Genomic DNA, 23,319 nt, shown 5'->3' with positions numbered 1-23,319 from the left:
GAAAACAAAAAGCCCTTGCAACTGCAAGGGCTAGTATAGTCCGTTAATTATTTACCATCAACACTCACGCCATAAAACGCATCGTAGCCGAATGGGCTTTGTACGTAGCCTTTTACGCGAGGGCTAAGTGGTGCGAAACCAACAGAGTGCGCAACTGGAATCCACGGTGCTTGATCGTGGAAAATCACTTGTGCTTGTTTATAAAGCGCTGCACGTTCATCTTTATTGGTTAAGCCAATCGCTTTATCTAATAAGGCATCAAATTCTGCATTTTTGAAACGAGCAAAGTTTGAGTTGCCAGCGTTAGCACTTGCAAGTAATGGAGAAAGGAAGTTATCCGGATCACCGTTATCGCCTGACCAACCAAAGATACCTGCCGTTAATTCACCTGCTTTAGCACGTTTTTGATAGTCTGCCCATTCAAACGTTACTGGATTTGCTTTTACGCCAACTTTTGCCCAGTCAGCCATCACAAGTTCAGCCATACGTTTTGGATTTGGGTTAGACGCACGCACCACTGGTTGAATCCAGAAGTCCGTTTCAAAACCGTTTGGATAACCTGCTTCCGCTAAAAGCTGTTTCGCTTTCTCTGGATCATACGGATAATCTTGGATTTCGTCGTTATAACTCCAGATTGTTGGTGGTAATGGGTTTTTCGCTGCAGTACCTGCACCTTGATAAACCGCTTCAATAATTGCTTTTTTATCTACAGCATAGTTCAATGCTTGGCGTACTTTTGCGTTATCAAACGGTGCTTTTTCCGTATTGAATGCGATATATGCCACGTTCAAACCTTTTTGTTCCAAAAGCTGTACTTTTGGATCAGTCTTCATTTTGGCTAAATCCGCCACGTTCGGGAAGAGAATTAAATCACAAGAACCCGCTTGTAACTTCGCATAACGCGTGGTCGCATCTGGTACGATGCTGATGACTAAGCGGTCAAGCGGTGTACGACCTTTCCAATAGGTTTCATTCGCTACGTATTGTGCCGCTTGGTCAGTTTTGTAATCCACAAAAATAAACGGACCTGTACCCACTGGTTTGTTATCGATTGTTTCTGGTTTACCCGCTTTCAACATCGCATCTGCATATTCAGCTGAGTAAATAGAGATAAAGTCCATACCCAAGCTTGCTAAGAAAGTCGCATCTTTTTTATTCAAAGTAATACGAACGGTGTTGTCGTCTACTTTCTCAACTGATTTTAATAAATCTGGGAATTTCATCGCTTTGAAATACGGATAAGTCCCTTTCGATACATTGTGATAAGGGTGGTTAGGATCTAACTGACGTTGGAAAGAAAAGACCACATCATCCGCATTAAAATCACGTGTTGGCGTAAATTCTTTTGTGGTATGGAATTTCACCCCTTTACGCAAATGGAACGTATAAGTTAAACCATCATCACTGATCTCCCAGCTTTCAGCCAATGCTGGCTCAAGGTCAGTTGAACCTTTTTTAAATTCAACCAAGCGATTATACACTTGTTGTGAACTCGCATTGTATGATGTGCCTTCCATTACCAATGCAGGACTAAAGCCAAGTGGTGCTTTTGCCGTACAGTACACAAAGGTGTTATTGCCTGAAGGTTTTGCTGTTTCTGCTTTCGCAGTTTCTTTTGCAGCAGAACCAGATTGATCACAAGCAGCTAAAAACAAACTCGCTGCAACGAGTGTTAATGTCGCTTTTAGTTTCATAAGTTGTCCTTTCTTTGTAAGGTAAGTTTCTCGCTTACCCAACCATCAATTGTGGTAGATTTGAATCCACCCTGTATATAAAAATTTTACTTAAGATATAAGCAAATCAAACTTTTACAAAATAAGAAAATGATCTTTCTTATAACAAATTAAACTAAGATATTCAATATCAGCGTTTTTTCCGCAAATGATCCCCATCTGTTTTATGCAAATAGCTTAATATCCAAACTAGTGCGATCGCAAAAACAGAAGTGGTCAAAAACGTGTAACTGAAAGCATGTTGTAATGCTTCGCCTTCGTTACCAATGAATTGACGGTATAACGTTAAAATAATGGATGCCACCGCGATACCAAAGCCAATACCTACTTGTTGTACAATACTCAGTACTGTTGAACCTACACCGCCTTGTTCCTGTGATAGATCCCCGACCGTGAGTGTATTAATCGAAGTGAAAATCATCGACATACAGGCACCATACCACATTAAATTACATATAATCCACGTCGTTGATGATGAGGAATCAAGCCATGACATAGAAACCGTTGAACCTGCCATTAAAAGTGACGATAAAATTAATGTCGTTTTATAACCTAAGATATTTAAAATATGCCCAATAAAGCGTTTAAATACGACGGACATTAGTGCAATAGGTGCAAGCAACCAGCCCGACACTTCAGCTGAATAGCCAAAGGAAAGTTGGAACATTAATGGCAATAAGAATGGCACAGCTGATCCAGAAAGACGGATAAAGATATTGGCTGCAATACCTAATCGGAATGTTCTTGTATTGAAAAGAGATAAAGGCAAAATAGCACGCTCATTACCTTTCGCATAAAAATAATAAGCCATCAATAATGCCATGCCAATCGCTAATGCACTGTATGTGGTTATGCGATCACTATGACTTTCACCGAGTAAATCAAGCCCAAGCGTTAAACCCACTAAACCAAACGCAAAGAGCAAAAAGCCTGTCCAGTCTAACTTATTCGCATTGCCCTTATGATTTCCCATCACTTTAGCCGCCGCCCAGAAGCCTAACATACCAATAGGAATATTGATTAAGAAAATCCAATGCCATGAAGTATGCACTACAAGCCAACCACCCAAAATCGGACCAAGAATCGGGCCGATGAGTCCTGCTGTTGCCATTAAATTCCAGGCATTAATTAATTGATTTTTCGGTACGGTTTGAATAATCGCAAGACGAGCAACTGGCATCATAAATGCCCCGCCAATACCTTGGATAATTCGTGCGAGCACAAGAGTTTCGAGAGAAGTGGCCATCGCACAAGCGACCGAACCGAATACAAAGGTAAAAACAGCAGAGCGGAAAACAGTGAGTGTACCGAATTTAGCTGCCGCCCAAGCAGTTAAAGGAATAAATAAGGCAACGGCAAGAGAATAGGCGATAATCGCCATTTGCATTTCAAAGACAGGGGTTTGCAGATCTGTTGCAATAGTGGGTAAGGCAGTATTTAAAATAGTCGCATCCAGGCTTTGCATAAACAAAGCCATGGAGGCCACCCAAGCCAGCCCTTTATAATGCTGACTTTCTATTACTGCGTCTTTTTCCACCATTGATAAATAAACTCAGCGATCTGTTCAATGTGATTAATATCTAATAAAGTGCGGTCAGTTTCAAGCGAATAATCCGTTGCTAAAGCCAGCACATTTTCATCTAATTCCGGCAAAGGTTTTGTCATCTCTTGTCGATGTAACAGAATCTTTGGAATGGATTCTTGTTTAAATCCTTCCACTAACACTAAATCTGTTAAATGACGATCAAATTGTTGGCTTAAATAGGCTAAAGAAACCGGCGCTTGAGGTGTTTCTGTCATTAATGCCCAACGAGTATCACAAGCCATAATAACTTGTGCAGATCCCGCCTCTTTCATTCTCCAACTGTCTTTGCCCTCTTTATCCACATGGGCGTTGTGATGGCTGTGTTTAATCACTGAAACACGCAAGCCTTTTTTAATTAATTGAGGAAGCAATTTTTCCAGCAATGTGGTTTTGCCACTACCGCTGTAACCCGTAATACCAAGAAGAGGAAGGGGATTATTCATTGTAAAAACCTTAAGAAAAATGACCGCACTTGATAAAACAAAACCCCGCAGGACGGGGTTTTGCTATCAAAATCCATCAGGTGAAGAAAGTATAGCAAGGGGAAACAAAATAGCAACTTTCTCACGTCTCCTGAATTATTTTAGGAATGTTACACCTTGCACAATTCGCTTAGCCGCGGCAATTGGAAGCTGTCCGATAAAGGTAATTTCTTTATCGCCCATGACTTCACTATAAATCGTATATGCCCCTTGTTTCCATGTGTTTTCTGTTGCGGCAGTGCTATCCGCTTTGTTTACATAGAGTGTAAAAGTGAAAAGCCCATCGCTAAATAACGCATTTTCAACCACTTCACCATCCATTACATCTTGATTTTGGCGAACTAAATCAAAACCTTGCGGTAACCAATCCGTTTTCCAATTGACTGCAAGAGATGACTCTTGTTTGCTTTCATTTAAAAGTGGCGGCACTGACACCTTATTAAGGTAATCTGTTAAACCACGTAGACGATCATCGATATATAACGTCACCACACGGAACTGATCCAATAACTTGCCTTCTCGATCAAGCATATCGCCACGCAATAACAAACCATTTTCTTCATCTAAGAAAACGAGATATTGATAGCGAAAATCGTCTTTGGGCACAATACGAATGGTATCGACAAATCGGCCTGCAATTCGGTCTTTTCCAAGCTTAATAAAATCATAATTCTGACTCAGCTTGCTAAAATCAGTGCGAATCACTGCCGGAAGCGCATCCACAATCTCACCACTGTTAATCGTGAAAGCACGTGAATCCGGCTGGAAATAGCTGACTAAATTACCGCGCTGGATGATTTCTTGCTGTTCACCATCTAATGTCACCAATTGTGCATACACTTTTTGCCCTTGCTTAATATGACGATAACGGAATGAGTCCATATTTGTTGGCGTAGTTTGCACAAAAGCAAGCTCATAGTTTAAATCTCGCATGGCTTGCGACATTTTATTTAATGACTGGATTGGCTCTTCTGCAAATGCTGTGAAAGGCAATAAGAATAAGCCTAAAAGTGCGGTTAATTTGAGAGACGTTTTTTTCATAAATAAATTGGTTTATCCAGAAAAAAATTCACCACGCCTAAGGTGGTGAATTATCGATTAACTGTAGTAATTATTTCGCTTGGTTGCTACCCACATTTAAGCTATCTGCATGCATACGACGCTGTAATTCATAGTTTTGTAACATCGTACCAATACGGCGATTTTTTTGCTCAACCTGTTCCGAAGTCGCTACATCTTTGGTCGGAGCGTTGTAACTTACTTCTTGAACAGAATTGTTAAATGGTAAGGTTTGTAAAACTGGGTTTTCAGGTGTAACCGAGGTGCTTTTTGCATTGAATGATTGCACACCTACTACTGCCACCAAACACACACCTGCAGCCACCGCAATTTGTGTCATTGGTGCAAAGAATGCTTTTAATTTTTGCACGAATGGTAAGCTATCAGCTTCTTCTGGTGTTGGTTGAGAAACAGTAATCTCTACGTGTTTTACTTCTTCTAATTCAATTAAGTCCGCCATTTTCGCCGTAAAGTCAGCACCTAATAACACTGGTGACTCTTTACGCATAACCGATCTTACTGTGTGATATGCCGCCCAAGATTCTTGTGAATCTTTATCCTGACAGAGTTGTTTCGTCAACTCGGCACTGACTTCTTCTCCATCCATATAGGCTGAAAGTAACTCTTTTTGCATTTTATAAACTCCGACTTTATTTTAACGTTGCATAAGCGGTTGTATTTTGTTCTCAATCACTTCCCGAGCACGGAAAATGCGAGAACGTACAGTGCCTACTGGGCAATCCATTATTTCTGCGATCTCTTCGTAACTTAACCCTTCAAGCTCACGCAAGGTAATCGCGGTTCTTAAATCTTCTGGCAAACTGTGAATGGTATCGAACACCACTTTTTCTAATTCGCTAGATAACATTTCGTTTTCAGGGGTATCTACATCACGTAGATGGGTTCCCACATCGTAGCTTTCGGCATCTTCCGCCAAAATATCTTCGCTCGGTGGACGGCGCCCCTGTGCCGTTAAGTAATTCTTTGCCGTATTAACGGCAATTCGATATAGCCAAGTGTAGAATGCACTATCGCCCCGAAAGGATTCAATGGAACGATAGGCCTTAATAAAGGATTCTTGTACAACATCGGGAATGTCGTTATGAGAAATGTAGCGGGTTAAAAGTCCGGCTACTTTATTTTGATAACGAGAAACCAATAAATTAAAGGCTTTTTTATCGCCTTGCTGCACTCTTTCTACCAAAGCCTGATCTGTTAGCTGTTCAGCCATATATCTCCTATGCTACGTCTAACACGCCTTCATATATTCAAGACAGCAAGCTATTGTTGCTTTATCAGACAGAGTTAAAATTGAAAAGTTCCTTATGTATAAAAAATTTCAAAAAAATTAACGGACATTCGTTTTCTGCACATCTTGAATATATTCAACCATCGCTTGCACTTCAGCATCTTCTGATTGACTGCCATTAAAAAACCACGAAAAAAGTTGTAAATCCGTGGCGGCAAGTAAACGAATAAAAATATCTTTTTTGTCTTCAGTCAGTTGGTCAAAATGCGCTTTATAAAAAGGCATGATGATTTTATCCAGCTCAAGCATACCTCGACGACAATCCCATTCAATGCGGAGTTTATTGTATTTACCCATAATTTCTCCCTAAATCATTGTAATTATACCTGATAAATGAAAAGTGCGGTTAAAAATTACCGCACTTTTTAATCAAATTAATCAAAGAATCGATTATTCTGTCGCCTTCGGCTTAATCACCGCATAAACCACGCCGGTTAATAATGCCCCCGTTGCAATTGCACCTAGGTAGAGTAATGGTTCAGAGACAAACGGAATCACAAATAAACCACCATGTGGTGCTTGTAGTGAAATATTTAATGCCATTGAAATCGCACCGGCAGTTGCTCCACCAATCACCGAGCTAATAATCACACGTAATGGATCGGCTGCTACAAACGGCAATGCTCCTTCAGAGATAAAGCATAACCCTAAGACAAAAGAGGCCTTACCCGCATCACGTTGATTGCTGGTAAATTTACTGCGAGCAATCCAAGTTGCAATCGCCATACCAATTGGCGGCACCATACCAGCCGCCATAGCGGCAGCCATTGGAGTGTGAACTTGAGAGGCTAACATTCCCACGGAGAACGTATAAGCCGCTTTGTTTACTGGACCACCCATATCAATACACATCATCGCACCGATAATCGCGCCTAACACCATCGCATTGACTTCACCCATGGATTTTAACCAATCACTTAAGGTGGTCATAATTTGTGAAACCGGTGGGTTAATCACATAAATCATGGCAAGACCAACAATCAAGGTACCAAAGAGCGGGAGAATTAGAATCGGTTTTAAGGAAGTTAAACTTGCCGGCAATTTAATGGTTGCATTTAATCCTTTCACCACATAACCCGCTAAGAAACCCGCGATAATCCCACCTAAAATCCCTGCACCGGCTGTGGTGGCTAACATACCGCCAATAAGACCTACCGCAAGCCCCGGACGGTCTGCGATAGAAAAGGCCACATAGCCGGCAAATACTGCAATCATTAAATGGAATGCGGCACCACCGCCAATATCCATTAAGGCTTTTGGAATACCATGGAAAATCGTTTCATCTTTGAAGGCTTCGATACCAAACATAAAGGAAATCGCAATTAATAAGCCACCAGCAACCACCAACGGTAACATGTGCGATACACCTGTCATCAAGTGTTTATAAACACCTTTTTTCTCGCCGCTTTCTTCTGATTTCGCAGAAGATTTTGCTGTACCACCTTCGTAAATTTTCGCTTCTTTAAATGCCTTATCGAATTCCTGTGCCGTTTTCTTTAAAGCCAAACCCGTCGAAGTACGATACATCGGTTTACCTTGGAATTTATCTAACGGCACATCAATATCAGCTGCAACAAAGACTAAATCTGCCGCAGCAACTTCTTCTGGGGTAATTTCATTACCTGCGCCCACTTGGCCACGCGTTTCTACTTTTACCTGCCAACCTTGTTTTTTTGCATAGGTTTCAATGGCTTCAGCAGACATAAAGGTATGCGCAACACCCGTTGGACAAGCTGTCACCGCGACAATATTTTTGATGCCAGAAACGCCGCCGAATCCAACCACACTTTGAGTAGGTTGAACATAGTCTACTGCTTGATTGAGTGCATTCGTCAGCGTGACTTCAGGTGAAGCAATCGCCGCATCTTCATTGGCTAAAAAGACTTTTTTGCCCACAAGTTCAGCAGAGTTTGGCAAACTAGATCCGAAAACAATCACTAAATCCGCCTCTTTGGCTTGTTCAACCACAGTATGATTGGCTTTTTTCGCTACCTCGCTCAATGCTTGGCGAAGTAAATAGGCTTTTGCCGCACCAATTTGCGGAGATTGAGTTAAAAACAAATTCATTACATTATCCTTCAATCACAGAAATTTTGACATTCGCCAGAATTGGCTCAAGCAAGGCGATATCACTCACGCCCACATTACTTTGTGAAACCGCAAAGGCGGAAACAGCACTTGCAAACGCTAAGGTTTCCGCTTGAGACAAGCCTTTTTCGATACCATAAATTAAGCCAGCTACCATAGAATCACCCGCTCCTACGGTGCTCACCACGTTTTCACATTTAGGTGGTTGAGCTTGAATCACAGACTGTTCACTCAGCCATAAAGAACCGTTCGCTCCCATCGAAATAATCACATTAGCAATGCCTTCTGCTTTAAGTTTTTTTGCCGCTACAATAATTTCATCAAGAGAATTTAATGGATGACCAATCCACGCTTCTAATTCGCGATGATTAGGTTTCACTAACCAAGGATGCGCTTTCAAACCAGCCGTGAGTGCGGCATTACTGCTATCTAATACGACTTTCACACCAGCTTGATGCAACTGATTAAGCCAATCCGCGAACAATTCAGGACTCACACCTCGCGGTAAACTGCCACATACCGCAACAATATCAAAGTGTTGGCAATACGCTAATGAATCTGCTGTAAATTGCTGCCAAGCTTCTGGAGTGATTTGATAACCTAAGAAATTTAAATCTGTTACATCTGCTTCGGTTTCAGTAATCTTTACATTAATACGAGTTTTGCCCGCAACACGATGGAATTTGTCTTCTAATCCTTGTTTTTTAAATAGCGTTTCGAAATCACCAACGTTGTCTTCCCCTAAGAAGCCACCAACGGCCACCTCTACACCCAAGTCTTTCAACACCTTAGCGACATTGATGCCTTTGCCAGCAGGAAAAATACCAAGCGTTTCAACGGTATTCACTTCGCCGATTTCAATTCGAGGCAAACGCCCAACTAAATCATAAGCGGCATTTAAGGTAATTGTTGCTACTTTTGCCATCACTTACCCCCGACCTTCGCCTAAACCGTTTTCAATGACTGCACCAATACCGTCAATCGCTTGTTGAGCTTCTTCACCACTCGCCACGAAACGTAAGCGATGACCTTTCACGACACCGAGCGCCACAATTTTCATCAAACTTTTTGCACTGACTAATTGGGTGTCACGATCTAAGTTTTGCACCGCAACAGACGCATTATATTTTTTCACTTCATTAACAAGCACGGCACTTGGACGAGCGTGTAAACCGTGTTCATTACGAATCATAAATACGGCTTCAATGGCATCGGCTGGTAAGCCTGTGTTTTCTTCGTGAATTTGTGGTGCATGCTCGCTGCTTACTTCAATAGTATCTGGTTCAGCCGGTGGTACGGCAGATACGCTTTCGCCAAGCCCACTCGCAATAATCTTACCTAAGGCTTCAATAGCTTGTTTCGCATCATCACCTTCCGCAACAAAACGTAAGCGATGACCTTGAGTGACACCTAATGCCACAATTTTCATTAAACTTTTCGCACTAACTGGTGCGGTTTCTCGAGTAAGATTTTGTACCGTAATCTTGGAGGTGAATTTTTTCACTTCATTGACGAGCACCGCACTTGGGCGAGCGTGCAAGCCATGTTCATTACGAACAGTAAAGGTACCAATCACTGCACCCGTAGCGATTTGACCTTCAGATTGAGCAGCTGCTGCAACTGGCACTTTACCACCATTAAGTGCGGTCAAAATTTGCTGCGTATTACCACTTAATAAAATATTTTGGACTTCATCATCCAATAAACGCGCTAATGTCTCATTGATTTGATCGTTAACTGCCGAAATCGTCAACACGCCTTTCACCGCTTTACCATTATGATTAAAAATGGTTTTCGCACGACTGAATGCTAAGGCATTTTTCACATTACCTGATACGGCATCGGTTACCCATAACCCTTTACCAAGCGGCAGAGCAGAATTGGATACCACTTCAGAAACAAAGCTATTTTCAACCGCACTTTGCTGTTGTAATTTACCTGCATTGATGGCGGTAAGGGTGAGCAAACTTTGCGTTTCAATATCTAAACTTAATGTTTCTTCAGTCATGCTAAAAGAATCACTTTCACCTAATAAAATCGCACGGAATTTTTCAACATCGGTTAATGTCGCTAACTGTGCCGCGGTGTCTTCATCACCTAAAACATGCGTTAATTGACGAAGTAAAGCAAGATGCTCATCAGAACGGGCAGCAATACCAATCACAACATAAGCAATATTACCTTTTCCCCACTCAATACCTTGTGGAAATTGGAAAACTTGCACACCAGTTTTTTTCACCATCGAACGGGTTTCTAATGTACCGTGTGGAATCGCAATCCCATTGCCTAAAAAAGTGGAGGTTTGTTGTTCACGTCCAAGCATGCCTTGTAAATAGCCTTGTTCAACATTACCAGCTTGCTCCAACGCACTTGCAGCCATTTCAATAGCTTGCAGCTTATTTGTTGCCGTAGCATTTAAATGAATGTTGCTTTCCGAAAGTTCTAACATTCTTGCTCCTTCACATTGATGATTTAAAAAAAGAAAAGCTGCTGATGAGGTCTCTCATCAACAGCTCAAATTGATTATTGGCCGGTACAGGCTTTGAGTAGCATTTCGCTACCTTGGGAAATGTAGGCGTCATTTTCACCGCGCTCTTTGCCTTTTTGCAAATCACGCATTGCATCGTAGATCCCTTGCGTCACACTTGGCGAATCCACTTTTTGCCAACAATTTGCACTTAAACGGCTGAAGTTAGTTTGTAATGCTTCTGCATGTAACACACCGCTATAGTAAGCATACACATCAGAATCATGACCACCTGTGTAGAGTTTATCTTGAATTTGCTTGATTGGTACAACAATACGACCGAGATACCAGTCATTCGCACCACTTGCAAAATTATCCACAAAGAAATTTTTTGTTACACGATCTTTATAGGTTGCCACAGTGGCTTCATAAGCGGCGGCATAAGATTTTTGGTCGATTTTATCTTTATCTAAATCAATGACCTTTTTGTCTTTACCCATAAACGGAATATAAGAGGTCATATCTGAAATCGAAGAACAACCCGCAAGCATTACTGCAACAAAGAATATCGAGATTTTTTTAAACATTAAATTTTCCTTATTTATAGGCGGTTAAAACCGCTGTTAATTATACTTAGAATGGGGAGTTAAGCAAGGTAACACCTAGTACTACGCTGATTCTTTGCTCACTCCGCTGTCTTTGACAATCGAAACTAAAATTTGATCAATTTTGAAGTTTTCGGTATCAATGACTTCAAATTTATATTTATCGTATACGACAAAATCGGTTTTTTTCGGAATTTTGCGTAACATATACATCATAAAGCCACTAATAGTCTCGTAATTTTCTGAATCAGGGAAAGATTCAATATCCAAAACGCGCATCACATCTTCAAGTGGCGTTGCCCCATCAATCAACCAAGAGTTTTCATCGCGGCTAACGATTTGCTCTTCTTCGTTAGAAACCAATTCTCCCATCACAATACTCATCACATCGTTCAAGGTAATTAAGCCCATTACAAGCGCATATTCATTGACGATAATCGCAAAATCTTCCCCCGTAGATTTAAACAACTCCAATACTTCGTATAACGACAGCGTATCTGGGATAAATAACGCTTTGCGTAATAAACGGCTATCTGTTAAATCTACTACTTCTTGTTGAAGATAAAGCGTCAACAAAGTATGGGATTCCACATAACCTAAAATCTTGTCCAAACCATTATCACAGATCACTAATTTAGAATGAGAGTCAGCCGATAAGGTATTCAACACTTCCTGACGAGTAAAAGTGCGGTCTAAAAACACGATGTTTTCACGAGTCGTCATGGTTGAAGACACGGTACGCTCTTGCATTTCAAAGATGTTTTCAATCAAATAGTGTTCTTGTGTTTTTAGTACGCCCGCTTCGGCACCAGCCTCCACAATCGCCACAATGTCTTCTGGAGTCATATTATCTTCGCGCTTAGTGGATATCCCCATTAAATGGAAGAAGATATTAGAAAGACCATCAAAAAACCATACAATAGGTTTTAAGAAGAAAATGAAGACTTGCATAATGCCAATAGTCCGTAACGCCACACCTTCAGGATTAATCAATGCGAGACGTTTCGGAATTAAATCGGCTAATAAAACAAATGTTGTGGTTACCATGAAAAAAGCAATCCAAGAGGAGGCTGGCTCAACCCATTCTGCCATAGTGTATTCATGTAAAAAACTCTGTAAGTGAAGACTAATGGTTGCTTCACCAATCACACCACCGAGTACGGCAACCATATTAAGTCCAATTTGTACTACAGTAATGAAACGCCCTGGCTGTTCCTGTAATTTTAAAACTTTCTCCGCTTTGATATTGCCTTCATTGGCCAACGTTTGTAGTTTAATGCGTCTTGCACCCGCGAGAGAAATCTCAGCTGATGACAAGATTGCACTGACAATAATTAATACGATTAAAATAAAAATCGCTGCAGATAAACTCATAATGTTCTCTTTATTGGCTTTAAAGTGCGGTCAATTTACCGCTGGTTTTTAAGCTAGAAATGTTATTATTAAATTGTGAGGGCGTTCTATGACGCCCCATATTTGAGAAACGCTAATTTTCGCTGTCGAACCAGCCACGTACAAATTGGATAGAAAGGAAAAGAGTAATTAATAAGAAAGCATAGAATACCCAAGATAAAATCGGATGGCTTGGTGTCACATCGCCACTGATTTCTTTCACTGCAACGGCATTGCGATATTCATCGAACATCGTCATCCGCCAACCGTAATACTTGATTTGCACTAATTTGTTTTCATTACCCAAGGCTTGAACTTGAGCCTGTAAGTTCGCTGAACCAAATTTAAAGTAGAATGGAAAACCCCAACGGGTATCTTCATTACGATACACCATGATTTTGCCATCATCATTTTGTGTATTGATAAAATACACATCGCGCGTTGGACCATCAGCCGGATTCGATTTTGTAATCGGGCCATCTTTATCCACACGTTTCACTTCCACACCGGTTACTCGCGTTACATCATAGTGTGGGAAAACGTAGTCTACCACCGCGAACATAAAGCCGTGGAAAACAAAGACTACTAAAAATAAAAAGTACTTAAAAAACTTACGCATAAAACTCCCTCATTTAAATCGATGATTTATTGTACATTAATTTTAAATAAACGCTCGAAGTTTTGTGTACTAATTTGTGCAAATTCTTCCATAGACAACCCTTTTAACGCTGCCACATACTCACACACTTCACGTGTATAGGCAGGTTGGTTCTCTTTACCACGATAAGGTACAGGTGCTAAATAAGGCGAATCCGTTTCAACTAACAAACGATCTGCCGGCACATAACGAATAGCTTCACGAATACTTTCCGCATTTTTAAAGGTTATAATGCCTGAACAAGAAATATAAAACCCTAAATCAAGTGCCTTTTTCGCAAAATCCAAGGTTTCCGTAAAACAATGAATTAATCCACCACACTTTTCTGCCTGGTGCTCACGCAACATGGCAATGGTATCTTCTGGCGCTGAACGAGTATGAATAATCACGGGTTTATCCACTTCATTAGCAATTCTGATTTGATCCGCAAAAACCGTTTGCTGCAATGCCTTATTATCTGCACTGTAATAATAATCCAAACCAATTTCGCCAATTGCGATCACTTTTTTATCTTGGGATAAACGTAATAAACGATCGGCATCGTAAGGTTCTTCTTCAAGATCTAGTGGATGTACACCGCAAGCCAAAGACACATTCGGAAATTTTGCTAACTCAGGGTAAGCTTTTTCAAAACGGCTTAATGTTACGCCAATCGCCAATAAATGCTTCACATCTCGTGTTTGGGCTTTGGCCACAACATCAGCAATATCTTTGTGTAAATTTTCATAATCCAATGCATCTAAATGGCAATGGGAATCTACGATAAACATAATTTATTTGTCCTTAAATACGTCGGTAATTAACTTCGTCAAACCATCTAGTAACATTAATTCTGTGTTAACGCCGTTGATAGTGAGTAAATCCGAGCGTACTTTTTGCATAATTTTATTTGCGGTTAATAACCCAAGCGCTGTTTGCTCGTCTGCAAATTGAGTTACACCTGTTTTAAGATCAAGTGTTTGCCAGCCATTTTGTATTTCGAGTTTGTATTTAATGGCATCACTTAAAAACGCTAAAATCCAATCCACTTGCTGTACGGTGCGTTCTTTTTCAAAGAAAGGCAAAATTTCCAAAGGTGAACGACGACGATAAAACAGCCAAAATTGACGTAGGAAATTTTTTCTCTGTTCAATTAATCCTTGCCGGAGTGTTTCTAATGCTAACAGTGGACGACCCAAATTCATCGCAAGTGCGGTCAATAATTCAGATGTTTCTGCCTGAAATTGAGAAGAAAGCCAAGTTAAGGCTTCTGCTTCCGTTGGCAAAGGAACATTCCACACTTGGCAACGGCTGTAAATAGTCGCTAACAACGAAGAGGAAGGCTCTGTTTGCAATAAGAAATACGTGTTCGGACGCGGCTCTTCCAAAGTTTTGAGCAATGCATTAGCTGCCGCTTCCGTAAGACGTTCTGCATCTTGAATATATACTAATTTATTGCCATTTTGTTGCGCGTGTTGGCTGACAACATCATTAATCGCCCGCACCTGATCAACACCAATGTCTTTGCCTTCTTGAGAGGCTAAAACATGAAAATCAGGGTGGCTGTGCGCTGCCATTAAGTGACAAGCATGGCAATGGCCACAAGGTGCATTATCCGGTATTTGACACATAATGCGTTTTGTTAAAGCCTCAAACAAACCTTCAGCACCGAGACCTTGATCAGCTTTAATCAATAATGCATGATGCCCCAAACCTTCGCTAAAAGTTTGGCTAATTTTGTGATAAGTAGGCACTAACCAAGGATAAAGTTCGCTCATTTTGTTTGTGAAACCCACCAATTTTTGACCGCACTTTGAATGTCTGCTTGTACTTGTTCCAAAGGCTGACCTGCATTAACAATGGCGGCTTTCGGGTTGTTCTGCACCAATTCCAAATAACGTTGTCGGGTACGATGGAAGAAATCGAGTCCTTGTTGTTCAATGCGGTCTAATTCACCACGACCTCTAGCACGAGCAAGCCCTTCTGCAGGATCAATGTCTAAATACAGTACAAAATCAGGCTCAAAATCGCCTAATACCATATTTTTTAAATTCGCCATAAGTGTTTGGTCAAACTGACGCCCACCGCCTTGATAAGCCTGTGAAGACATATCATGTCGATCGCCAAGCACAATTTTACCTTCTGCCAATGCTGGCTTAATCACATTTTCTACCAATTGAATTCGTGCCGCATAAAGCATCAATAATTCCGCTTTATCCGTAACAAGTTCTTCTGTTTCATGTTTAATTAAATGGCGCAATTTTTCTGCTAATGGTGTACCACCCGGCTCACGAGTAAATACGATATCATTTACACCAAGGGATTTTAATGTATCCACCACCGTTTGCATGGCGGTACTTTTACCTGCACCTTCCAAGCCTTCAATCACGATAAATTTGCCTTGCATTAGTTGGCTCCTTTTTGTTGGCTACGATACCAACGTAAATATTCTTGCACTGCTTTATTATGCTCGTTCAGATTACGAGTAAATTTATGACCGCCACTTCCATCGGCAACAAAATAATAAAAGTCCGTTTTTGCTGGATGAGCCACGGCCTGCAAAGCACTCTCACTCACCATCGCAATTGGTGTTGGTGGTAGCCCCTCAATCATATAGGTATTGTAAGGGGTCATCGTTTCCAAATCTTTTTTACGAATATTGCCGGTATAACGCTCACCCATTCCATAAATCACGGTTGGGTCAGTTTGTAGTTTCATATTGGCTTTTAAACGATTAATAAATACGGAAGCGACTTGTGGGCGCTCCGCCGCAATACCCGTTTCTTTCTCCACAACAGAAGCCAAAATCAGCATCTGATATGGATCCGTTAATGGGAGATTTTCATCACGTTCATTCCACGCTTTATCTAAGGCTTTTTGTAAACGAGTAGTTGAACGCTTTAATAATTCAAGATCAGTCGAGTTAGGCGTGTAATTATAGGTATCTGGATACAACCAGCCATCCATGTTATTCCATTCGTAAACGGCTTTTGCAACGGCTGGAATATCCAATAACGCCATAATTTCTTTATCACTTTTACCTTGCAAGGTTTGTTTTAAGTGCGGTGCATTTTCAAGGTTTTTACGCCATTCCTTGAACGTTTTACCCTCAATAAACTTCACACTAAATTGCGCTTCCTTGCCAGAATTAATCATATCCAATAAATCTTGCAACGTTTTCACGCCCGTTAAAGAATAAGTCCCCGCTTTCACTTTGTTGAGCTGAGGTTGTAATTTCAATAACCAAGGCAATAAATCGGCATGCTCAAGAATTTTTTCTTGCTCTAATAAAGCTGCGAGTTTACTGCCAGTAGTTCCTCGCTCAATTGTAAGCAATTGATCTTGCGTGACATTCACCGGCGTATGAACAAACTCCGTTAGTTTTTGATAACCCCAAAAACCAACACCGCCAAGAATTAGCAGAAGAATTAGTAAAAAGACAAAAAATTTTTTCATGCGTCACTCATTTTATAAAAACGACAAAAGGGGCGAAATGCCCCCTTATTCTAACGGTTTCTGTTATTTATCGAAATATTGAATATCAGCATTTTTGCGTAATGCCTTCACCCAGTCTTTGGTTGCATCTTGCAATTGGCTATTTACGATTTGCTCGTAAGCTTTTTGACGATAGGCATCTTCTGTTTTATCGCCATCTCGACTACCAGTTACTTCGAGAATATGCCAACCAAATTCAGATTTAAACGGTGCAGAAATAGTACCTTGTGGGGTTGTTTCAACCATTTTTGCAAACGGTCCTACATAAGCTTCAGGGAAAGCATAGCCTAAGCTTCCACCATTCGCACCAGATAAATAATCTTTAGAATATTTTAATGCGGCATCAGCAAATGTCATTTTGCCAGAAATAATCTCACTACGAATACGTTCTAATTCTGCTTTTGCTTGGGCATCGTTCAGTAATGGGTTTAGTTTTAATAAAATATGACGAACTTCATACTCTTTGCCCATCACTTTTTGTGCCGTGCCTTTTGCTTTTGCTTCATCGAGCATTTGTTTACCCAATGCATCCACTTGCTCGCGAGTAACATCTACGCTATTTTGAATAGCATGGTTACGCACACCCGCCATTAACATTTGGCGAGAGATTTGTTGTTTAAATGCATTTAAGGAAATGCCTTGATAATCGAGCGCATCTAAGAATTGACCATAAGTTAAACCATTTTTCGCCGCAATATCTTCTACGATACGGTTTACTTCCGCTTGGTTTACTTTTACACCTGATTCTTTGATAGCCTTATCAGTCAGCATATCATCAATAATCTTATCTAATGCGGCACGTTGGCTACCTTTCTTACCCATCACGGCATTCACTTGGCTTTGTAAAATTGGTGTACCATTTACGGTCGCTACAACGCGTTCTTCTGCTTGTACTTGAGAAAACGTAAACAGACCGATCATGGCAAATAAAAGAGATTTTAACATTGATTTTTTCATTTTAGTTGTCTTAAAAAATAATAGGATAATGCTCGTTAGATTATCAATTTTATCAAAGGTTCACAATAGGCTGATCGTTATTTAGGCAATAATGCCACTTCATAACAACCATCATATTTTAATGTACGCACCTGCACTTGTTCATCACGGGAAGTCGGCACATTTTTACCTACATAGTCTGCCCGAATCGGCAATTCACGATGTCCGCGATCCACTAAAATCACTAATTCAATTTTAGCTGCTCGACCAAAATCCGTTAACGCATCCATTGCAGCACGAATGGTTCTTCCGGTGAATAGTACATCATCGATCAAAATGACTTCTTTACCCTGAATATTCATATAACTGGAGGCACCACTATACACAGGAGTTGGATTTTCAGGTTCAACATACTCTAAGTCATCGCGGTAAAATGTGATATCCAATTCCATCATTGGAAGACTTACTCCATTCAACTCTTCAATGCGACGTTGAATCAATTCGGCAATTTCAGCACCACGACGTTTCACCCCAACTAAAATTACATTATCGAAATCTTGGTGCTTTTCAATAATTTCATGGGAAATACGTGAAATGGTGCGTAAAAATCTGTCTGCATCAATAATAATTTTTTCCATTTTATCTCTCGCTTTGTTTACATAGACTAAGTGCGGTTGAAAAAACACTGATTTTTTGACCGCACTTTTACTGGAATATTAACAGAATTCTAGCTCTACCGCATTTTCGCCGAGCAAATTCACCAATTCTGTTAGAATCTCATCCATTGGTGTAATCGACCATTGAATCCCTAAACGCAATAACGCACGACCTTTTGCGCTTTGATAATATACGTTAATTGGTAAAGTACCGCCACTAACAGGTTCTAACATTTCTTTCAATTTCTTAATAAAACTTGGGCTAATCTGCTCCTCAGACAAACTGATAGCCAAAGATTTTGCATAACGGGAACGCGCCTCATCTAAGGTCATTAAATCCCGTACCGACATTTTTAATCCACCAGAAAAATCGTCAAAACTCACCTGACCAGATACCACTACAACCGTATCTTTTTGTAGTTTTTCGCCGAATTGGTCTAAGCTTTCGCCGAATAGGGTTAGGTCTAAACGCCCAGATCGGTCATCAATGGTTGCGATACCGATGCGATTGCCTTTTTTCGTCGTTGCGAAACGAGTTGATACCAACAAACCGGCTGCCGTGCTAATTTGCCCACGGCGATTTGGGGTGAGATCTTTTAATCGCGTAGAACTGTAATGAGAAAGCTCTTTTAAATAACGACTTACTGGATGACTGCTTAAATACAAACCTAGAGTTTCTCGCTCACCATCTAGAATTTGCTTTTCTGTGTAAGGTGGCGTATGGGCGTAAGCATTTTCCACTTCTTCGTGTGTTTCTGTCAGCACACCGAACATATCGGTTTGCCCCATGGCCTCATCTTTTGCATGCTGATCTGAAGCTTTGAGAGCATCTTCTAGATTCTTAGATAACGCCGCACGATGTGGCCCTAACTTATCAAATGCACCCGACATAATCAGACTTTCAAAGGTACGACGATTAATTTTCTTCAAATCAACACGAGCACATAAATCAAATAAGTCTCTGAAAATCCCACCTTCATTACGAGCGGTAATCAGTGCATCAATCGGACCTTCACCCACCCCTTTAATGGCGCCGATACCATAAACAATCTCACCATTTTCATTCACACTGAAATGATGTTTCCCTACGTTGATATCCGGTGGGGTGACTTTTAAGCCCATACGTAAACATTCATCGTACAAGCCAACAATTTTATCGGTATTATCCATTTCCGAGGTCATTACTGCTGCCATAAACTCAGCAGGGAAATGGGTTTTCAGCCAAAGGGTTTGGTAAGATACCAATGCGTAAGCGGCGGAGTGCGATTTATTGAAACCATAGCCGGCAAATTTTTCCACCAAGTCGAAAATCTTCATGGAAAGCTCGCCATCAACGCCGTTTTTTTCCGCTCCTTCTTTAAACACTGAGCGCTGTTTCGCCATTTCTTCCGGCTTTTTCTTACCCATCGCACGGCGTAATAAGTCCGCACCACCAAGAGTATAGCCTGCTAGCACCTGAGCAATCTGCATAACTTGTTCTTGGTACAAAATAATACCGTAAGTTGGCTCTAAAATCGGTTTAAGGCTTTCATGTTGATAGTTTGCGTCAGGATAAGACACTTCTTCTCTACCATGCTTACGATCAATAAAGTTATCCACCATACCCGATTGTAATGGACCTGGTCGGAATAACGCCACCAACGCGATAATATCTTCAAAACAGTCTGGTTGAAGGCGTTTAATCAAATCTTTCATCCCTCGCGATTCCAACTGGAATACTGCAGTTGTTTCAGATCGCTTCAGCAACTCAAAAGATTCGGGATCATCTAATGGAATAGCGGCAATATCGACTGGCAGTTTGCCTTCACGAGCAAGGCGGGCGTTAATCATATCCAATGCCCATTTGATAATAGTGAGTGTACGCAAACCTAAGAAGTCAAACTTCACTAAACCTGCATATTCCACATCATTTTTATCGAAGTGGGTAACGGGATGAAGCCCCTCGTTGTCACAATAAAGTGGTGCAAAGTCTGTAATCAAAGAAGGGGAAATCACCACGCCACCCGCGTGTTTACCCGCATTTCGCGTGACACCCTCTAGCTTACGCGCCATATCAATTAGGGCTTTAACTTCTTCATCCGTATCATATGCTGTTTGTAATTGCGGTTCAGCCTCAAAAGCCTTGGCTAAGGTCATGCCAGGATCAGGTGGAATCATTTTCGAAATACGATCCACAAAGCCATAAGGGTGGCCTAATACACGCCCCACATCTCGAATTACCGCTTTGGCTGCCATGGTACCGAAGGTAATAATTTGTGATACCGCACCACGACCATAGGTTTCTGCGACATGATCGATAACGCGATCCCGTCCATCCATACAGAAATCCACGTCGAAATCGGGCATGGAAACACGTTCTGGGTTGAGGAAACGCTCAAAAAGAAGATCGAATTCAAGGGGATCCAAATCGGTGATTTTTAGTGCATAAGCTACCAATGAACCCGCACCAGAACCCCGTCCAGGCCCTACCGGAATATCGTTGTCTTTTGACCACTGGATAAACTCCATGACGATTAAGAAGTAACCCGGGAAACCCATTTGGTTGATCACATCGAGTTCGACTTGAAGACGCTCATCATATTCCGGTCGTCTTTCTGCCCGCACTTTTTCATCGGGGAATAAAAACGCCAAACGCTCTTCCAAACCTTCTTTGGATTTCATCACCAAATAATCTTCCGTACTCAGATCGCCTGTTGGGAATTTTGGGAGGAAATATTCGCCCAAACGCAAAGTGACATTACAGCGTTGCGCAATTAATACCGTATTTTCAAGCGCAGAAGGAATGTCCGAAAATAATTGGCACATCTCTTCTTCTGAACGGAAATATTGTTGCTCGGTATAACGTTTTGGACGTTTCGGATCGTCAAGGGTATAGCCATCATGAATAGCAACTCGAATTTCGTGTGCCTCAAAATCATCAGGTGCGAGAAAGACAACATCGTTGGTCGCCACAAGCGGTAAATCATGGGCTTCAGCAAGTTTTAATGCTGCTTGAATATAACGTTCTTCATCAGAACGACCCGTTCGGGAAAGAGAAAGGTAAAAACGGTCAGGAAAAAATTCTTGATAAAAACTGACCGTACTTTCAGCTTCAGCGCTATTTTCTTTAAGGAGTTTTTTCGCGATATCACCTTGTGTACCACCCGATAAAACAATTACACCTTCACGGTGTTCAATCAACCACTCCTGGTCAATATAAGGCAAGTCCACATAGCCGCGTTGATAGGCTTTTGAAAGCAGTAATGTGATGTTTTTATAGCCTTCATTGTTCTTAGCAAGTAAAGTGAGCGTAAATAACTCCTCACCGCACAACTCGCTTTTAACATGAACATCTGCGCCAATGATCGGTTTAATCCCCGAAGAAAGGGTTTCACCATAAAAACGTACCACACCACAAAAATTGGTGAAATCCGTTAATGCCAACGCGACCATATTATTTGCTGCACACGCTTTGACCAATGGTTTCACTTTCGCAATTCCATCAATCATTGAAAAATCAGTGTGCGTACGAAGATGTACAAAACGCGGTTGAGTTGACATTAACAATCCCTATGTTGATAGTTAAAACGAATAAATTAAGCTTTTTTAATATCTATTTTAGCTAAGCCTTCTTTAAAAGCTAATCCATAACGTCTTGGTATTGACGCTTCAAATCTACCATTCTCTACTGTAGTTTCATAGCTGCAAACTTTAAATTCAGGCACACGAATAAAGGAATAATCAACATTGACCATAGGGGATATTTTTGAATATAACGTCCATCTTACTTTGCTCCCTTCCTCAAACGAGGTTTTTGCATCAAAACTGCTCGCCCCCTCACAATGCGCAATTTGGTAATTAGGATAAAACTCCCCTGGGAAAGGCTTGGCATCACAGAAATTAAATACTCTATCATGTGCGAAAACATCTTGGCGAATATAGCCCCACAAGTCTTCAGCAAGAAAATCCTGATCGGCAAAATGACGAGAGTCGTAACCCTTATCAATAAAACGTTGAATTCTCGCTTCCATATCAGGAACAGCGCCAGCTTTTGCCCCCCACATCCCAGCCAAAATAAGTGCTGTATGGGAACCAGAATCACGCATCGTATGGAATGAACGGCCACTTTCAATCCATTCAGCTACGGCCTCAGCTTCTCGGTGAGAGACCACAGAGTCAGCATCACGGAAGATCACATACTCAGCTTCTGGATCATTAATCGCAAGAAAACGCCACATTGCACCAGGCCATTTATCCACAGGCGAAGTGACATAAACCACTTCAGCACCATTATTTTTTAATCGTTGAATCGCTTCAGATGAAACTGAATCATCTACATAAAAACGGCATACCCAGCCAGGAAATAGCATTGGCGATACTTGTGTATTTAATATCGCCGGCTCAACATATTTAGGATTATTGCCAAATAAAGAAAATGCGATAATTCGTTTACCATTTTTAGGTGCAGGAGCAGGAACCATTTCCTGTGTTGGAACAGGAATGGCTTTGTCTTTCATCTCAAGGGCTAAACTGCCATAAAAGCCTGAACGTTCCCAATTACCTATTCCGCCATAAGCATGTGCTAACAAATCTAAAGCCGGAATATATTGAGCATCTAATTCTAATGTTTTTAATTCCGCCTCAATGGCTTCTTCCCATTTTAATTCTTTCAAATAAACATAAGCAATTTTATGGGAATATTCAGGATTACTGGGATCAAGTAAATAAAGCATTTCAGCCAGCTTTAATGCTTCATCATATTCTGTATTTTCAATTGAGGAAACGTAAGATCGCTCTAGCGCTTTTTGTGCGTCGATACTATTCATAATCAAAATAAATTGGTCATAATTATTACGCCGGAACTATAAAAGCACCGGCGTAACGAAATTTTATATT

The 23,319-nt window shown here is 40.9% G+C and carries 21 protein-coding genes; all 21 read right to left on the bottom strand.

Annotated features, from left to right (window positions below; genetic code table 11):
• Nucleotides 1-47: 47 nt before the first annotated feature.
• Nucleotides 48-1,694, bottom strand: coding sequence for an ABC transporter substrate-binding protein (locus QP437_RS05020; RefSeq protein WP_285267158.1), 1,647 nt, complete (start codon nucleotides 1,692-1,694; stop codon nucleotides 48-50).
• Nucleotides 1,695-1,863: 169 nt separating this feature from the next.
• Nucleotides 1,864-3,273: an MDR family MFS transporter gene (locus QP437_RS05015; protein WP_285267157.1), complete on the bottom strand. Its 1,410-nt coding sequence runs from the start codon at nucleotides 3,271-3,273 to the stop codon at nucleotides 1,864-1,866.
• Nucleotides 3,252-3,761, bottom strand: coding sequence for a molybdopterin-guanine dinucleotide biosynthesis protein MobB (gene mobB / locus QP437_RS05010; RefSeq protein ID WP_285267156.1), 510 nt, complete (start codon nucleotides 3,759-3,761; stop codon nucleotides 3,252-3,254). Before mobB ends, QP437_RS05015 begins: the two co-directional genes overlap by 22 nt.
• A 135-nt stretch (nucleotides 3,762-3,896) precedes the next feature.
• Nucleotides 3,897-4,841: a sigma-E factor regulatory protein RseB gene (gene rseB / locus QP437_RS05005; RefSeq protein WP_049365135.1), complete on the bottom strand. Its 945-nt coding sequence runs from the start codon at nucleotides 4,839-4,841 to the stop codon at nucleotides 3,897-3,899.
• A 70-nt stretch (nucleotides 4,842-4,911) separates the two neighbouring features.
• Nucleotides 4,912-5,493, bottom strand: coding sequence for a sigma-E factor negative regulatory protein (locus tag QP437_RS05000; protein WP_111315365.1), 582 nt, complete (start codon nucleotides 5,491-5,493; stop codon nucleotides 4,912-4,914).
• Between the two features lie 21 nt (nucleotides 5,494-5,514).
• Entirely contained in the window at nucleotides 5,515-6,090 is a 576-nt protein-coding gene (gene rpoE / locus QP437_RS04995) for an RNA polymerase sigma factor RpoE (RefSeq protein WP_014064431.1), read from the bottom strand.
• 117 nt (nucleotides 6,091-6,207) lie between these two features.
• A complete protein-coding gene (locus tag QP437_RS04990) occupies nucleotides 6,208-6,465 on the bottom strand; it encodes a succinate dehydrogenase assembly factor 2 (RefSeq protein ID WP_285267155.1) in 258 nt (85 codons plus the stop codon).
• Nucleotides 6,466-6,558: 93 nt separating this feature from the next.
• Nucleotides 6,559-8,235 carry a fructose-specific PTS transporter subunit EIIC gene (locus tag QP437_RS04985; protein WP_285267154.1) on the bottom strand — a complete coding sequence of 559 codons (1,677 nt, stop codon included), beginning with the start codon at nucleotides 8,233-8,235 and terminating at the stop codon, nucleotides 6,559-6,561.
• Between the two features lie 4 nt (nucleotides 8,236-8,239).
• Entirely contained in the window at nucleotides 8,240-9,181 is a 942-nt protein-coding gene (gene fruK / locus QP437_RS04980; RefSeq protein ID WP_285267153.1) for a 1-phosphofructokinase, read from the bottom strand.
• Between the two features lie 3 nt (nucleotides 9,182-9,184).
• Nucleotides 9,185-10,705, bottom strand: a complete 1,521-nt coding sequence (gene fruB / locus QP437_RS04975) for a fused PTS fructose transporter subunit IIA/HPr protein (protein ID WP_285267152.1) — start codon at nucleotides 10,703-10,705, stop codon at nucleotides 9,185-9,187.
• 74 nt (nucleotides 10,706-10,779) lie between these two features.
• Nucleotides 10,780-11,310 carry a hypothetical protein gene (locus tag QP437_RS04970; RefSeq protein WP_049369994.1) on the bottom strand — a complete coding sequence of 177 codons (531 nt, stop codon included), beginning with the start codon at nucleotides 11,308-11,310 and terminating at the stop codon, nucleotides 10,780-10,782.
• An 81-nt stretch (nucleotides 11,311-11,391) separates the two neighbouring features.
• Nucleotides 11,392-12,702 carry a hemolysin family protein gene (locus QP437_RS04965; protein ID WP_049369995.1) on the bottom strand — a complete coding sequence of 437 codons (1,311 nt, stop codon included), beginning with the start codon at nucleotides 12,700-12,702 and terminating at the stop codon, nucleotides 11,392-11,394.
• Nucleotides 12,703-12,814: 112 nt separating this feature from the next.
• The gene (locus QP437_RS04960; protein ID WP_049369996.1) at nucleotides 12,815-13,339 is read right to left on the bottom strand and encodes a DUF1523 family protein; all 525 of its coding nucleotides are present in this window, start codon (nucleotides 13,337-13,339) and stop codon (nucleotides 12,815-12,817) included.
• A gap of 26 nt (nucleotides 13,340-13,365) precedes the next feature.
• A complete protein-coding gene (locus tag QP437_RS04955) occupies nucleotides 13,366-14,148 on the bottom strand; it encodes a YchF/TatD family DNA exonuclease (RefSeq protein ID WP_285267151.1) in 783 nt (260 codons plus the stop codon).
• 3 nt (nucleotides 14,149-14,151) lie between these two features.
• Complete coding sequence (locus QP437_RS04950; RefSeq protein ID WP_285267150.1) at nucleotides 14,152-15,135, bottom strand: DNA polymerase III subunit delta'; 984 nt, start codon at nucleotides 15,133-15,135, stop codon at nucleotides 14,152-14,154.
• Nucleotides 15,132-15,764 carry a dTMP kinase gene (gene tmk, locus QP437_RS04945; RefSeq protein ID WP_049369999.1) on the bottom strand — a complete coding sequence of 211 codons (633 nt, stop codon included), beginning with the start codon at nucleotides 15,762-15,764 and terminating at the stop codon, nucleotides 15,132-15,134. Before tmk ends, QP437_RS04950 begins: the two co-directional genes overlap by 4 nt.
• On the bottom strand, nucleotides 15,764-16,813 hold the full coding sequence (mltG, locus tag QP437_RS04940; protein WP_054420116.1) for an endolytic transglycosylase MltG: 1,050 nt from the start codon (nucleotides 16,811-16,813) through the stop codon (nucleotides 15,764-15,766). The genes tmk and mltG overlap by 1 nt, the downstream gene beginning before the upstream one ends.
• Nucleotides 16,814-16,876: 63 nt before the next feature.
• Entirely contained in the window at nucleotides 16,877-17,809 is a 933-nt protein-coding gene (locus tag QP437_RS04935) for a peptidylprolyl isomerase (RefSeq protein ID WP_049365121.1), read from the bottom strand.
• A gap of 77 nt (nucleotides 17,810-17,886) precedes the next feature.
• Entirely contained in the window at nucleotides 17,887-18,426 is a 540-nt protein-coding gene (gene pyrR / locus QP437_RS04930; RefSeq protein ID WP_049365120.1) for a bifunctional pyr operon transcriptional regulator/uracil phosphoribosyltransferase PyrR, read from the bottom strand.
• A gap of 78 nt (nucleotides 18,427-18,504) precedes the next feature.
• Nucleotides 18,505-21,984, bottom strand: coding sequence for a DNA polymerase III subunit alpha (dnaE, locus tag QP437_RS04925; protein ID WP_285267149.1), 3,480 nt, complete (start codon nucleotides 21,982-21,984; stop codon nucleotides 18,505-18,507).
• A gap of 35 nt (nucleotides 21,985-22,019) precedes the next feature.
• The gene (locus QP437_RS04920; RefSeq protein ID WP_285267148.1) at nucleotides 22,020-23,249 is read right to left on the bottom strand and encodes a hypothetical protein; all 1,230 of its coding nucleotides are present in this window, start codon (nucleotides 23,247-23,249) and stop codon (nucleotides 22,020-22,022) included.
• Between the last annotated feature and the right edge of the window lie 70 nt (nucleotides 23,250-23,319).

It is taken from the genome of Haemophilus sp. UMB1048 (assembly GCF_030218125.1).
Taxonomy (GTDB): domain Bacteria; phylum Pseudomonadota; class Gammaproteobacteria; order Enterobacterales; family Pasteurellaceae; genus Haemophilus_D.
The sequence above is the reverse complement of the archived record's forward strand: the minus strand, read 5'-3'. Positions and strand labels throughout refer to the sequence as shown.

Bases quoted from the DNA above. Each gene is read 5' to 3' on its own strand.
- fruB (WP_285267152.1), bottom strand. From the start codon at position 10,705: ATGTTAGAACTTTCGGAAAGCAACATTCATTTAAATGCTACGGCAACA.
- QP437_RS05015 (WP_285267157.1), bottom strand. From the start codon at position 3,273: ATGGTGGAAAAAGACGCAGTAATAGAAAGTCAGCATTATAAAGGGCTG.
- rseB (WP_049365135.1), bottom strand. From the start codon at position 4,841: ATGAAAAAAACGTCTCTCAAATTAACCGCACTTTTAGGCTTATTCTTA.
- pyrR (WP_049365120.1), bottom strand. From the start codon at position 18,426: ATGGAAAAAATTATTATTGATGCAGACAGATTTTTACGCACCATTTCA.
- dnaE (WP_285267149.1), bottom strand. From the start codon at position 21,984: ATGTCAACTCAACCGCGTTTTGTACATCTTCGTACGCACACTGATTTT.
- QP437_RS04935 (WP_049365121.1), bottom strand. From the start codon at position 17,809: ATGAAAAAATCAATGTTAAAATCTCTTTTATTTGCCATGATCGGTCTG.
- rpoE (WP_014064431.1), bottom strand. From the start codon at position 6,090: ATGGCTGAACAGCTAACAGATCAGGCTTTGGTAGAAAGAGTGCAGCAA.
- fruK (WP_285267153.1), bottom strand. From the start codon at position 9,181: ATGGCAAAAGTAGCAACAATTACCTTAAATGCCGCTTATGATTTAGTT.
- QP437_RS04970 (WP_049369994.1), bottom strand. From the start codon at position 11,310: ATGTTTAAAAAAATCTCGATATTCTTTGTTGCAGTAATGCTTGCGGGT.
- QP437_RS05020 (WP_285267158.1), bottom strand. From the start codon at position 1,694: ATGAAACTAAAAGCGACATTAACACTCGTTGCAGCGAGTTTGTTTTTA.
- QP437_RS04990 (WP_285267155.1), bottom strand. From the start codon at position 6,465: ATGGGTAAATACAATAAACTCCGCATTGAATGGGATTGTCGTCGAGGT.
- mltG (WP_054420116.1), bottom strand. From the start codon at position 16,813: ATGAAAAAATTTTTTGTCTTTTTACTAATTCTTCTGCTAATTCTTGGC.
- QP437_RS04950 (WP_285267150.1), bottom strand. From the start codon at position 15,135: ATGAGCGAACTTTATCCTTGGTTAGTGCCTACTTATCACAAAATTAGC.
- QP437_RS04955 (WP_285267151.1), bottom strand. From the start codon at position 14,148: ATGTTTATCGTAGATTCCCATTGCCATTTAGATGCATTGGATTATGAA.
- QP437_RS04960 (WP_049369996.1), bottom strand. From the start codon at position 13,339: ATGCGTAAGTTTTTTAAGTACTTTTTATTTTTAGTAGTCTTTGTTTTC.
- QP437_RS04920 (WP_285267148.1), bottom strand. From the start codon at position 23,249: ATGAATAGTATCGACGCACAAAAAGCGCTAGAGCGATCTTACGTTTCC.
- QP437_RS05000 (WP_111315365.1), bottom strand. From the start codon at position 5,493: ATGCAAAAAGAGTTACTTTCAGCCTATATGGATGGAGAAGAAGTCAGT.
- mobB (WP_285267156.1), bottom strand. From the start codon at position 3,761: ATGAATAATCCCCTTCCTCTTCTTGGTATTACGGGTTACAGCGGTAGT.
- tmk (WP_049369999.1), bottom strand. From the start codon at position 15,764: ATGCAAGGCAAATTTATCGTGATTGAAGGCTTGGAAGGTGCAGGTAAA.
- QP437_RS04965 (WP_049369995.1), bottom strand. From the start codon at position 12,702: ATGAGTTTATCTGCAGCGATTTTTATTTTAATCGTATTAATTATTGTC.
- QP437_RS04985 (WP_285267154.1), bottom strand. From the start codon at position 8,235: ATGAATTTGTTTTTAACTCAATCTCCGCAAATTGGTGCGGCAAAAGCC.